A 12,962-nucleotide genomic window follows, 5' to 3' on the forward strand; every position below is an offset into this window, starting at 1 on the left:
GTAATTCGTAATTCGTAATTCGTAATTCGTAATTCGTAATTCGTAATTCGTAATTACCGTTGCGTAAGGGTTTTAGACATTTCAAATGGTCTGTTTATTTCCGCCGTACTGTACTAGAAGTCGCTACTACACAAGCAAAGTCCACCTTCGTGGACTAAGAAAAGATGATGAAAAAAGCTGTTTCAGCTAAAAAAGTAGAGCAGTGATAAACCCACTCCGCCTTGATGGAAAACTTTTATACCGTTAATCAGCAACGTTGAATTTTTACTATTCTTGTAAAACGGTTTTTGATACAATCCTAGTTTTCTTGAGGTCTGCATCCGACAGTTCTTCTCCAGCTTGCAGGCGAGTGGCGGAACTTTGCAACACTGTCGCTGCACCTTTATCTCCGATTTGTAAAGCGGTTTTAGCGGCTGTTTGCAGCATCGTTGCTGCACCAGTGCGATCGCCTTGTAGCAATTTCGCCTCGGCTAACTGGGTTTGGCGGTACTTAGCTAATGCTAAAATAGACTGTTGCACCTGGGGATTAGAATCTGGTTGATACGCCCGCACCACATCTGCATACACCGGCATCAAGGGCGAAAGTAAGCCTTCTTGGTTAACCAATGGGTCATCATAACGAATTTGCAGATGAGCGATCGCTTGTTTCCCCTCTGGCAATTGTCCCAGATAAATGTTAGCCAAAACTACCCTTTCTACATCCTGCATCAAATCTCCCAAACGCACAGCAAAGCTACCATCAGCTTCTCGTTCTACTGGTAACTCAATTGTGTCTGGGGCAACTTGGGCAACGGGTTTCAATTCTGCTAGTCGGACATTCGGCACTAGAGATAACAGCAAGTAAGCATTAGTTAGCCCAATTGACTTAATCCGGCCAAATAGTCGGCTAAATTGCTCCACAGCTTCTTCAGGACGTTCAATATGAGCTAGAGTACCACCACCGACATCAGCAATTTTTTCTAGCAAATCTTGATTCCAGCTATTGCCAAATCCGAAAGTGTTGATAGTTAGGTTGAGTTTGGCAGCCTTTTGCGCCAGTTTAAGACAGCGCTTATTGTCATCTCGCCCAATATCCCACTTCCAAATCCGCAAACTGCTTTCACCATGCCCATCCGTCAGCAGAAAAGCCTGGGAAACAGCACCTCTTGTACCCTTCATCAGTTCTGTAATTCCCAATTCCAAACCCTCAGCGATCGCAGTACCGCCGCTAGCGCTGAGTTTGCTTTTAATTTGGGATTTGATGCTTTCGGGGTCTTCGATGACTTGGTTGGGGATAATGACTTCCGCAGAACCGGAAAAAGCCACAACTGAGATGCGATCGCCAACTTTCAACCGATCGATTAATCCTTCCACTGCCTGAATCACCGTTTTAATCGGTTGTCCATGCATAGAACCACTTCTATCCAGAATCAGGCAGAGGTTAAGGGGCAGATTTTGGTCAAACTCGCCAGCGATTGCAAAAATCGTTATTGCTAGTTGACGTTGGCTACTTGTTTGAGCCATATCAACATTGTTGTCATTTAACGCCGAGAGCAATTTAACTTTCATCTAAACCTGAGTTTACTGGGGAGGGGTATCTTGCAAAATTGTTTTTGAGACAATTCTGGTTTTCTTGCGATCGCTTTCAGATAAATCTCCACCAGATTGTAGCTGAGTGGCAGAAGTTTGCAACACCGTCGCCGCCCCAGTATCTCCCATTTGCAGCGCAGTTTTAGCAGCCGTTTGTAGCATTGTTGCTGCACCAGAGCGATCGCCCTGTTGCAATTTCGTCTCGGCTAGCTGGGTTTGGCGATACTTAGCTAATGCCAAAATAGACTGTTGCACTTGGGGATTCGGATCTGCTTGGTAGTTTTTCACTACATGGGCATAAACTGGGATATTTGGTGTAACTAAACCTACCTTGTTGGCGGCTGGATCGTCGTAGCGGACTTGCACATTAGCGATCGCTTGTTCACCTGCTGACAATTGTCCCAAATAAATATTAGCTAAGATTACCCTTTCTGCATCTTTCATTAAATCTCCCAACCGCACAGCGAAACGTCCATCAGCTTCTTGTTGCAGTGGTAACTCAATTGTGTCTGGGGAAACTTGGGCAACGGGTTTAAGTTCCGCTAGCCGGACATGAGGCATTAGGGATAGTAACAGATAAGCATTAGTCAATCCCACTGTTTGAATGCGGCTAAACAGGCGATTAAACTCATCCACTGCCTCTTCCGGTTTTTGAATGTAAGATAAAGTACCTAAACCAGCATCAGCAATTTTTTCTAAAACATCTTGGTTCCAGTTGTCACCAAATCCCAAAGTGTTCAAAGTCAAATTATAGCTAGCAGCTAATTGGGCAAATTTCAAACAGCGATTATTATCACCATGTTCATTTTCGCCGTCGGTTAATAAGAAGGCTTGGGAAACAGTATCTTTTTTTCCCTTCGCCAACTCCTCAATCCCCAAACGCAATCCTTCATCAATCGCAGTTCCCCCATCGGCAGCTAGGCGGTTAATTTGATTTTTGATTTTTTCTGGATCTTCGACACTTTGACTAGGTATTAAGACTTTGGCACGGTGATCGAAAACTACAACACTGAGGCGATCGCCAGGATTGAGTCTATCCACCAGACGATTTGCCGCTTTTTTGACCGTTTCTAGCGATCGCCCATTCATCGAACCACTGTGATCCAGAATTAAACATAAATTCAGGGGCACATGGCGGTCTTGAGTCTCTGCGATCGCTGAAATCGAAATTCCCAACTGACGTTGACTATTCAGTTGATTTGCGTCCAAATTACCATCATTCAAGGCAGGCTGCAAGCTAACCTTCATAACTTAAACTTCCTATTCAGGATATACATATTAATAAATAACTTCAAAGCACCACTTTAGCTCTACGGAAAACCTATCCAACACAAATACATGAATATAATCAGAATATCTTAGAAGCCAAACATTGGCAGATGCAAAGCCACCTGAAGTATTAGGGAGAAATCCGCACCTTGAGGGAAGCGTGCATCGCGCTAGGATGTATTACAGTTAACGGCATAGTTTCAGGCGATCAGTTGCTATGGACATTTCCCCAATCAAAGCTGTTCAAGCCCCATATTACGGCGATAGCTCTTACCGGACACCACCGCCAGATTTACCTTCCCTCTTATTGAAGGAGCGAATAGTCTATATTGGGATGCCACTGGTACCTGCTGTCACAGAATTAATCGTGGCTGAGTTGCTGTTTTTGCAATCCGATGACCCAGAAAAGCCCATAAAAATCTATATCAACTCCACCGGCACATCCGGTTACAGTGGTGAACCCATTGGCTTTGAAACCGAAGCCTTCGCCATCTTTGACACCATGAAATATATCAAGCCTCCTATCCACACCATCTGCGTCGGTTCTGCGATGGGTATGGCAGCCATGCTTCTCAGTGCTGGTACAAAAGGTTGCCGCGCTAGTTTGCCTCACTCTTCGATTATCCTGCATCAGCCCAAGAGCTACGCCCAAGGTCAAGCAACGGATATTCAAATTCGAGCAAGGGAAGTTTTGGTAAATAAAGGGGCGTTAGTTGATATTTTACATCGCACCACCGGACAGCCCCCAGAAAAAATTGCTAAAGACATGGATCGGCTGTTATATCTAACACCTTACGAAGCGAAGGAATACGGGCTAATTGACCGAGTTTTTGAGAAAGAAGAACTTGCAAATCCCCCCCTCCCAGCTAGTGTCCTTTAATTTGTTCTTTGTCATTTGTTAATAACCACAAATTATTAATAACCAATGACTAATGACTAATGACTAATGACCAATGACTAATTAAGAACGGAGTAAATTATGCCTATAGGCGTTCCTAAAGTCCCTTACCGGATGCCCGGAGGACAATATACAGATTGGATTAGCATCTACGATCGCCTTTACCGGGAACGGATTATATTCTTGGGACGAGACATTGATGATGAAATTGCCAATCAAATAATTGCTGTAATGCTGTATCTGGACTCCGACGATCCAGGTAAAGATATTTATTTATACATCAATTCTCCAGGTGGAATGGTTACATCTGGCATGGCTATTTTTGACACCATGCAACATATAAAATCAGATGTAGTGACTATTTGCGTGGGTTTAGCTGCTTCAATGGGGTCTTTCCTGTTGGCTGCTGGCACCAAAGGTAAACGCCTAGCATTGCCTCATTCACGGATCATGATTCACCAACCTTCAGGTGGAACCCGTGGACAAGCAACCGATATCGAAATTGAAGCTAAAGAGATTCTGCGGATTCGTCACCAGCTTAATGGCATTTATGCCGATAAAACCGGTCAGACCATAACAAAAATTGAAAAAGATATGGATCGTGACTTTTTCATGTCTGCTGAAGAGGCTAAGGAATACGGTTTAATTGACCGTGTGATTGAAGAAAGAACCTCTATAGTAGCAGGGGAGTAGGGGAGGCAGGGGGCAGGGGGATGAGGGAGATGAGGGAGATGAGGGAGATGAATTAATAACCATTTCCTAATGCCCAATTCCCAATTCCCAATTCCCAACGCCCAATGCCCAATGCCCAAACAAACTGTCAACATTGAACTTTAAAATAGAAAATTAGCCTTTATCATTAATAGTCCAGGCTTAAAGCTGATATTGACAGATAATAGCCGATAGCTAAATATTCGATAGCTCATAGCTCACGATGGATCTTGGAGATTGCTACCGTTTGCTAGGTTTAAGATCGGGAGCTTCTTTTGCTGATATCAAAGCGTCTTACCGACGATTGGCGCAGCAATATCACCCCGATATCAACCCAGATGACAACAAAGCCAAAGATAAGTTTATTGCCTTGACAGAGGCTTACAAACTCCTGCTGACGGTAGTACTGCCAGAGGAAACTGCTGCACATTCAACTCAGGTGTCAACTGGGCGTGATGTTGCTAAGACAACGCAGCGACAGAAAACACCAGTCACAACGGTGGTAAACCAACAACCAGGGAAATCAAAGCCGCCTAATCTGTTGGAAATAGAAGAACGGCTGAAGTGGAAAACTTATGAGCAATTGCAGCGATTTTTGCAAGAGAAACGATTTCCGCAAGCGATCGCACTGGTGGAAGCTTTAGCAGATCGTTTGTCAACAGATGCAGAAGTTCGCCAATGGCAAGCGATCGCTTATCAAATTTGGGGACGGGCGCTAATTTCCGAAAACCAATTGCTCAAAGCTAGAATTTATCTTAAAAAAGCTTTGAAAACAGACCCCCATAATAAAAGTCTCTGGTATGAAGTTCAACGCGATTTCCAACGTTTAGAACAAATTTTTTAAAGATTTACAAAATTTATTTAAAATCAAAATCTCTTTTCCAAGTTATAAGGTAATACGCTTGGGTTAAGGCTAAAACTCTGGTTCCAAAGTCAATTTTTTAACGAACCGCCAAGACGCAGAGAAGCCAGTGCGCCCTTGCGGTTCCCCGACTTGAAGCAACTGGCGCAACGCAGAGAGAAAAAAGAGAGGCTTAACTGAACTGTATTGAGTTATAAGGAACTTCCAAATAAAAAAACATCCAAAATTTTCTTGTGGGATGGGTGTCCGCACCCGTCCCATATTCAGGGCGGGCAGGATGCCCACCCCACAAGATGGATAATTTATTTCTTGTCAGTCCATCCGGTTAAACTGATAAGGAAGAAAATAGCAGATTAGGCAGTGAATAACATAGTGCGGTTAGTTTTGACAGCAATATTGCTGGTGCTAGTGACAGCTTGTGGCAGTATTGGATTGCTACCGACTAGCGAGTTAGTGCAAAAAGCGATCGCACTTGGGCTAGAGCAAACTCAACAAAAACTTAGCCAACAGTTGGATCTAGATTTTCAAGGATTTGAAATCAAGCGGCTATCAATTACCCAAGAACAACCCCTAACGATTGAAAATTTACCAGCTTTCCACGTTCGGGGAACCTACGATTTGATTCTCAAGCTACCAAAACGGCGCTTGACGCAACCAAAACAACCCTTTGATGTTTACTTGCAAATTCAGCAAGAAGGTAAAACTTGGCGATCGCTAATTCCAGAAAAGGGTAGTAAAAATACTCAACCAATTTGGCGTAGTTATCTCATCCAATAGCGATCTGGATGGGTTTGAATTGTCTCACGTTTTCCCAAGCTACAGGTTAAATTTTGTGTATCCTCTACCGTCATCTTCTGCAAGAATTAGAAAATCGAGGGATTCAACTAACGCCTGTATTGCACCAGTTCCGCCATAGGGATAGCTAAAGGGTTCAAATTCAAGTTTAGCTTTGTCGGCAGAAACCATCCTACGGGACTTCCGCAGTCAAAATATTCAGGCAGTAAAGAAGCAACAAAGTTAGTCTCCTGCATCAATTAATTCAAAAAATTGCGAAATTTGTTTAGTCGAGCGAATGTGATAAACATTTTTGATGCTTTTAGCCTGCTCGATATACTCACGATATTTTGGGGTCAAATATTTGTAACACAACCAAAGCACGCGGTAGCTAGTAAGTGAACTCCTTAATATTGGACTATTGGAGGGCCAGCCTTCTGGCGGTTTAAAGTAACCTGTGATTAGTCGTTTAGTTACCCACCATCCATGCACATATAGCGGTAAATCGACAAAAACCAGAGTATCTGCCTCGTCAAGTCGTAGCCAGAGAGTTTCCATGCAACCAAACCCATCAATAATCCATCGGTCAGTTAATAAAATTTGCTGATGGGCGTGCTTATAGTCTTCATGTGGAACCTCTGTGCCTCCTGATTGATATTGAATCTTGTCCAAGACGTAAAGTGGCAAACCAGTGATTTGAAATAATCTCTTGCTTAGAGTTGATTTCCCGCCTCCAGCATTGCCAAACACCGCTACTTTTTTCATTGCCACTCTCCTTTTAGTGCAATCAAGTCAAAATTGGCACAAGCTTGTCACGAAAGAATAAAAGTTTTAGCTATATTACCTTTATACTACAGAATGTGTTGCCAAAAAATTTGTACTACCGGGACTTAAAATTTTTGAGGCATAAAAAAGACTCAAACCTTGAAACTCTACAAAGCAGTATTTCATTATTTCTAACTTCTCTGTTTCTAAGCACTGATTCATTTTATTTATATATGTCCAACTAAAAAAACCATCACAATCACGTTTGTTGCTACTTTTGTTAAAAGGGTAGCAAAGAGAATTAACCTAATTGGCGTAGCTACTTTATTGAAAAACTCGTGTGTGCAAATAGAAAAACCATCACAATCATTGCCGTATAACTGCTGGGGCATAGTCATGATCGAGGTATAGTTTCACTGGAGACAGGGCAAGATGTATATTAACTTTTTCATCAGTTCCATCGCTGGAATTGTAATTGTGGTGCTAGCGGCTTTTGGCTTACTGCAATGGTTGCACATCCCTGCTGGTAACTTTCTTGATTGGGTGATTGGTGGTGCAAGCTTTTGGTGGCTGTTAGTAATTGTTACCGTCCCGTGGAATGTGCATTTTCAAGCCAAAGAAGTCTTAGCAGAAGCAGCACAATCAACTGAGAAAGGAATTCCAGTCGATGAGAAACAAGTGAAGTATGTCACATTGTTGGCGAAGCGATCGCTCTGGGTTGCCATTGCTTTACACTTATTCTCAGCCGTTGGTCTTTATACCCTTGCTGCCACTGGTATTAGTACGGTGGGATATATAAGTTCTGGTGCAGCTTTATTATTAACGATTCTGCGTCCAGCGATTCGAGCTTATGAGTATTTATATGCACGGTTAGCGATGATTCGCCAAGAATGGAAGTATCCCCGCGAAGATATTTTTGAATTGCGCGATCGCTTCTCGATATTGGAACAAAAAATCCAGTTATTGGAAGATCAACTCAACCCAGAACAGCCCTATTCATTACCCGCAACTCAACAACGCTTTGCCGAAGAGACTCGCAGAGATTTAGCCCGGATTGCAGCTAATTTTGAGGAATTACGGGCGACAAATCAAACTGAACATGAGCGTTTGGCAAGAGAAGCACGAACTGCGATCGCGCAACTTTCTACCGACGGGCAATTTCTCGATCATGTCCGCGAAATTATTCGATTTTTTAAGACTGCTTAATTATTACTCTCATCGCTAGCTGAATTTTAAATTTTGGATCGTGGTATTGAATATTCATTATCCAAAATTTAAAAACTTTCTTCAAAGAGGGTTAACGAGACTCTACAAACAGCAAGAGAAGTTTGACATAACAGAAACGTTAGTCATTTAGTATATAAAGACACTAGTAATTTCCAGAGCAAGAAAGAAAACCAAATATGTTATAACTTTGTACGGATGATATTTGGTGAAGCTCACATAACTTCAGGAGTACTTACGGTAAATCAGATACAACTGACTTTAACTAGTGGTTATCTGTTAATGACATGTTATTTTTTAATCAATTGGTTAATATTTTCTCTACGTCATCCTGCTTCCACTCCAGAAGATAAATTTTTATCGGTTGTGATGTTTTTGGTAACAACTATCTTCTGGCCTCTGATGATTCCGATATCTTGTTTAGAAATAGTTCAAAAAAAGCAAATAGATTTTAATAAAATGATTCCTGTTCTCTTAGCAATATTTATATTTAGTATTTCATATTATTTGACCGAATAATTCATAATTTCTCATCACGAATTGCATAGATATAAAAAGAAGCCGGAGGTTTGACTTGTGACCCTCCGGCTTCTTTATGCAACAACTACTTTAACTTCTTAGGCAGTCTATCGAATTGAAAATCTCCTAACGCCGTCTGCTACCAAAACCACTTGAGCGGCGGGGTGCTGTACTACGCCCACTACCAAAACCACTGCCAGAATTGCGTCTAGTAGTGCTGGAATTACCAGAGGGTCGCAATGTACTACCACCAAAACCAGAACCAGAAGGACGGTTATTACCTGTAGTGCTACGCGGGACATTGCGTACATTTGAATTTCCAGGATATGACCTTCTAATTGTGCCTGTATTGCGGAATGCAGTGCGATTTGTCACGGCTGCGGGTGGCGCATTATAGCGAGTTTGGTAGTTTTGAACTGCTTGGCCATAGCTTCCACCATATCCACCAAAGCCACTTAATCCTCGTCCTGATTGATAAACAGGGGGTACATAATACTGGGGTCTGAACAACATACTACCAATTGCCTGTCCCGCCAAGCTACCAGCTACAGACCCAGCAAATGGTGCCCAGAAGTTATTTTCTCGACGGACTACAACCGTCTCTTGTTGCCCTGTTTGGGGATTGGTTTTATTTTCGGTAACATTGTGGACGTACTCGATTTTAAAGTCTTCCGTCAGATATAAAATCGGTTGTCCTTTTTCTACCTTTAGATAGGTTTTCTTACCTTCCTTGATTTCATCATCAGTTAACCGTGCCATTTGCAAATTTTCGGTTGCAAAGGTTGGGGGATTATTATTAAGTAAAAACAAGCTGTATTCACCAGTTGCATCGTCATAAGTAGCTTGTTGTATTTTATACTCTCCATCACTCAGCTTTGTATTAGTAGAGGTTTGGCTAACGTTCTTAGCGGAAGGAGTAGTTTCGTTTCCCCCACCACAAGCGACAGTTGTAACACACAAACTCAGAGCTAAAAAAACGGCTGTAAATTTACGTACTATGGTCATGATCATTGGATTATTGTCCTATCTCTGAGCTTAACAATTTCTCGATGTGAGTAGTAAGTACGGACTACCCAACACATTATAAAGGAATCAGTTCTGGGTAATATTGCAACAGTTGATCGCTAGTGAGTTCATCACCCAACTGTGCTGGGGAAAAATGTACTTGGATTGCCTTTAATCTATGTTTATAATGCAAATTTATCAATGCTTTCAATCCTTCCTTGAGTGCTTGAACGTTAGAAAGATCGGTTTCTAACTCTGGTACTTCTCCTTCATAAGCTACTGTAATCATCACAATGACGTTGCGGGTTACAGGTATAGATAAAGGTTCATTCAATCCAGAGTCAGAACTGTAATCTGGTTCACTGAGATATCTTTCGGCAGAGTCAGTAAATAATTCATTAACGTAATCTCCCGCCTCGCCTTCATCCCAAAATACGTCACCTTCGTTGGCAGCAGAAAGCCAATATTCATCGTATTGCAGAAGAGTTTGGCTAATTTCTACCAATCCTTCTCCTAAAACTTCTAAGTCGCCATCGACATCGATCGCATCTCGTCCAGCACTATTTAATACTCCCAAAATTGGCGCTACTTCGCCTCCTCCTAAGTGCAGAAATAGACGAAATACTACATAGCGAGTTCGACCGATCATTTTATTAAAGATATTGCTCATTTTTCCTCCAAAATTTTTTATTTGTCATTTGTCTAATAACTAATGCCCCATTCCCCATTCTCCACTCCCCATTCTTAATGACTAATATAGTGAAATCCTTTAACAAAATCTATAATCATACTTAACGAAGGTAAGATGTATTTTGTTGGTTCATTAGATATATCATCATAAGTTGAAGCATTAACAGCAGAGCGATTAATAAATCTTTTTCCAAAGTTGGGATGGTCATGGACAATCAATGTGTGGGCGCTAGAATTTGTTAAAACTATTTGAGTTGGGGCTTTACAAAAATTTAACTTTGTGGCTACTTCAATATTTTTTTTCGTTTGTTTAATTGTTGTCGCCTGACTCATGGCTTGCTCTAGAAGAATATTTAATTGTTTCACAATTAGGGGCGATTTTGGCAATTTTAAATCTTGATTTTCAACAATTTCACTGTTAATCATTTCCACGACACTGGAAATATTATTTTGAGTAGATGCCGCATCTAGAAAGGGAAGAATCACAATGTAAGCAGTGGGAAATAATGCTTCGTCGCTATCTAGATAAAATGTGAAAACGGTTCGACGACGACCACTTTCGATGCTTGGGGGTTGTTTTAGTCCCCGGTATTCCTGAGCAATTTGATAGTAAGCGCCTGCGATCGCAAAATTGGCTTCGTGTTCTAAGGCTGCATCAACTATAATGCGGATTGTGGGCGGTGTTTCGTTAAAAAAGTCTCGTGAGTCTTCGGAATGGAACTTCTGGATAATGGAGCGATCGCCAGATGGACTAAGATCGACCCATTCACAAATCATGCCTTCGGTTTTTAAACCAAACCGGGAGGTGGCGTAAAGCTTGGCCCCAGTTAATGTTGCTCCCGTTAAGTCAGCACCAATCCATTCCGCCTTAATTAATTTTGCCTGAGTTAAATCGGCGTGGATGAAAATTGTATTCGTTAAATTAGCATTGCTTAAATCTGCGCCAATTAAAGTAGCTCCGCTCAATTTTGCGCCGCTCAAATCTGCCCAACGAAGGTTTGCGCCGCTCAAATCTGCCCAACGGAGGTTTGCGCCGCTCAAATCTGCTCCACTCAAGTTAGCACGGCTAAGATTCGCTTGTCTGAGTTCAGTATCTCGCAAATTTGCACCACTCAGATCGCAACGACTGAGGTCACTGGCATTTAAGTTAGCCATCTCTAAATTTGCTCCCGTCATAGAAGCGCCTCTCAAGACACTCTCACTTAAGTTAGCGTGGCGGAGATTCGCTTGGCGGAGTGTCGCCTCTCGCAAATCAGCACTGGTAAGGTCAGCCTCCGACAAGTCAGCGCGACTGAGGTCAGCGCGAATTAACTCAGCGCGAATCAATAAGGCTCCTTTCAGTTGAGCGCGACTGAGATCGGCTCGAATCAAATTAGCGACGTTGAGACTAGCGTTATTTAAGATGGCGTTGCATAGATTCACGCCACTGAGTCTGGCTACATTCAGCTTGGCATTGCTCAAGTTAGCTTCGCTCAGATTCGCGCCACTGAGGTTAACTATACTCAAATTAGCATCGCTCAGATTCACGCCACTGAGTTTGACTCCACTCAGATTAGCTTCCGCAAGGTCAATACCACTAAAGTTTAAGACTCCTGCTGCGTATTTTTCTAGTAATTCCTCTACAGTCATCGATGCTACCCCTTGGATGCCAACTTTAATAGTTGGTAAAGTCATTAAAACGGAATGTCAAAATTAAAAATGAATATTGGGATTTTAGGGTTGGGATTGATCGGCGGATCTTTGGGTTTTGATTTGCGATCGCAAGGACATCATATCTTAGGAGTCAGTCGCCGTGAATCTACCTGTCAAAAGGCAGTTACTATCGGCAGTGTTGATGAAGCATCAGTTGATCTGAGTCTGTTAGCAGCCGCAGAGGTTGTATTTATTTGTACACCTCTAGCGCTTATTGTGCCCCAATTGGAGCAAATGATCGCTCATTTGTCTCCAGCTACCATCGTGACTGACGTGGGTTCGGCGAAAGCACAGATAGTCAAGGCGATTTCTCCCCTTTGGGATAATTTTATCGGCGGTCATCCAATGGCGGGAAGAACAGACAGTGGTATAGAAGCTGCACAACAGAATTTATTTGTTGATAAACCTTATGTATTAACACCGATAGCGACAACGCCAATTAGTGCAATTGCGGTTGTAGAAGCAATTGTGCGATCGCTAGGAGCTAATATCTATTATTGTCAACCAGAGCAACATGACCGCGCTGTTAGCTGGATTTCTCATTTACCTGTAATGGTGAGTTCCTCATTGATTGCTGCTTGTTTGAGTGAAACAGACCCCGATGTTTTGGAATTAGCCCAAAAGTTAGCTAGTTCAGGTTTTCGAGATACCAGCCGTGTGGGTGGTGGAAATCCAGAGTTGGGCGTGATGATGGCGCGGTATAATCGTCAAGCATTGCTGCGATCGCTGCAACAATATCGTCACAATCTCGATGAGTTAACTAACTTAATTGAACAAGAAAATTGGACAGTTTTAGAGCAAAAGTTGAAATCAACAGGTAAGGCACGACCTGATTTTGTTGATTAGAATTCAGGAGTCAGAATTCAGAATTCAGGAGTCGGAGATTCAGACTTGCGACTGAATTGTTGCACCACCAATTTTTCTTGTTTTGTGGGGGTGCAAAAACGCAGATTATTCATCCGCCAGCGATGCACTAAGCTATTC

13 protein-coding genes are annotated in these 12,962 nt (G+C 42.3%); 6 read left to right on the top strand and 7 right to left on the bottom strand.

From position 1 onward, the window contains the following. Nucleotides 1-267 precede the first annotated feature (267 nt). Both HWQ36_RS13375 and HWQ36_RS13380 read right to left on the bottom strand, forming a co-directional pair. The gene (locus HWQ36_RS13375; RefSeq protein ID WP_292703227.1) at nt 268-1,548 is read right to left on the bottom strand and encodes a VWA domain-containing protein; all 1,281 of its coding nucleotides are present in this window, start codon (nt 1,546-1,548) and stop codon (nt 268-270) included. Between the two features lie 12 nt (nt 1,549-1,560). After that, nucleotides 1,561-2,817: a VWA domain-containing protein gene (locus HWQ36_RS13380; RefSeq protein ID WP_292703230.1), complete on the bottom strand. Its 1,257-nt coding sequence runs from the start codon at nt 2,815-2,817 to the stop codon at nt 1,561-1,563. 238 nt (nt 2,818-3,055) lie between these two features. Between HWQ36_RS13380 and HWQ36_RS13385 the strand changes: the two genes are divergently transcribed. The 4 genes from HWQ36_RS13385 to HWQ36_RS13400 all read left to right on the top strand — a co-directional run bounded on the left by HWQ36_RS13385 (nt 3,056) and on the right by HWQ36_RS13400 (nt 6,086). Then, the gene (locus HWQ36_RS13385) at nt 3,056-3,718 is read left to right on the top strand and encodes an ATP-dependent Clp protease proteolytic subunit (protein WP_094342544.1); all 663 of its coding nucleotides are present in this window, start codon (nt 3,056-3,058) and stop codon (nt 3,716-3,718) included. Between the two features lie 99 nt (nt 3,719-3,817). Continuing rightward, complete coding sequence (locus tag HWQ36_RS13390) at nt 3,818-4,429, top strand: ATP-dependent Clp protease proteolytic subunit (RefSeq protein ID WP_292703235.1); 612 nt, start codon at nt 3,818-3,820, stop codon at nt 4,427-4,429. Between the two features lie 241 nt (nt 4,430-4,670). Beyond that, complete coding sequence (locus HWQ36_RS13395; protein WP_292703238.1) at nt 4,671-5,291, top strand: J domain-containing protein; 621 nt, start codon at nt 4,671-4,673, stop codon at nt 5,289-5,291. A 387-nt stretch (nt 5,292-5,678) separates the two neighbouring features. Then, the gene (locus tag HWQ36_RS13400) at nt 5,679-6,086 is read left to right on the top strand and encodes a hypothetical protein (protein WP_292703308.1); all 408 of its coding nucleotides are present in this window, start codon (nt 5,679-5,681) and stop codon (nt 6,084-6,086) included. Nucleotides 6,087-6,125: 39 nt separating this feature from the next. Here HWQ36_RS13400 and HWQ36_RS13405 read toward each other — a convergent pair whose 3' ends face one another. Together HWQ36_RS13405 and HWQ36_RS13410 are read right to left on the bottom strand one after the other, a co-directional pair. Then, the gene (locus HWQ36_RS13405) at nt 6,126-6,275 is read right to left on the bottom strand and encodes a hypothetical protein (protein ID WP_292703240.1); all 150 of its coding nucleotides are present in this window, start codon (nt 6,273-6,275) and stop codon (nt 6,126-6,128) included. A 51-nt stretch (nt 6,276-6,326) separates the two neighbouring features. Continuing rightward, nucleotides 6,327-6,848 carry an adenylate kinase gene (locus HWQ36_RS13410; RefSeq protein ID WP_292703242.1) on the bottom strand — a complete coding sequence of 174 codons (522 nt, stop codon included), beginning with the start codon at nt 6,846-6,848 and terminating at the stop codon, nt 6,327-6,329. Nucleotides 6,849-7,280: 432 nt separating this feature from the next. Here HWQ36_RS13410 and HWQ36_RS13415 point away from each other — a divergent pair, with 432 nt between their 5' ends. Next, nucleotides 7,281-8,054: a hypothetical protein gene (locus tag HWQ36_RS13415; RefSeq protein ID WP_292703244.1), complete on the top strand. Its 774-nt coding sequence runs from the start codon at nt 7,281-7,283 to the stop codon at nt 8,052-8,054. Between the two features lie 663 nt (nt 8,055-8,717). Here the strand turns inward: HWQ36_RS13415 and HWQ36_RS13425 are convergent. The 3 genes from HWQ36_RS13425 to HWQ36_RS13435 form a co-directional block, all read right to left on the bottom strand. After that, nucleotides 8,718-9,602, bottom strand: coding sequence for a hypothetical protein (locus tag HWQ36_RS13425; protein ID WP_292703248.1), 885 nt, complete (start codon nt 9,600-9,602; stop codon nt 8,718-8,720). Between the two features lie 70 nt (nt 9,603-9,672). Further along, nucleotides 9,673-10,266, bottom strand: a complete 594-nt coding sequence (locus HWQ36_RS13430; RefSeq protein WP_292703249.1) for a DUF1517 domain-containing protein — start codon at nt 10,264-10,266, stop codon at nt 9,673-9,675. 74 nt (nt 10,267-10,340) lie between these two features. Then, nucleotides 10,341-11,915, bottom strand: a complete 1,575-nt coding sequence (locus tag HWQ36_RS13435; RefSeq protein WP_292703311.1) for a pentapeptide repeat-containing protein — start codon at nt 11,913-11,915, stop codon at nt 10,341-10,343. 69 nt (nt 11,916-11,984) lie between these two features. Here HWQ36_RS13435 and HWQ36_RS13440 point away from each other — a divergent pair, with 69 nt between their 5' ends. Further along, the gene (locus HWQ36_RS13440) at nt 11,985-12,824 is read left to right on the top strand and encodes a prephenate/arogenate dehydrogenase (RefSeq protein WP_292703314.1); all 840 of its coding nucleotides are present in this window, start codon (nt 11,985-11,987) and stop codon (nt 12,822-12,824) included. The last annotated feature ends 138 nt before the right edge of the window (nt 12,825-12,962 follow it).

Origin of the sequence: Nostoc sp. NMS2 (genome assembly GCF_017115105.1) — a bacterium.
GTDB lineage: Bacteria > Cyanobacteriota > Cyanobacteriia > Cyanobacteriales > Nostocaceae > Nostoc.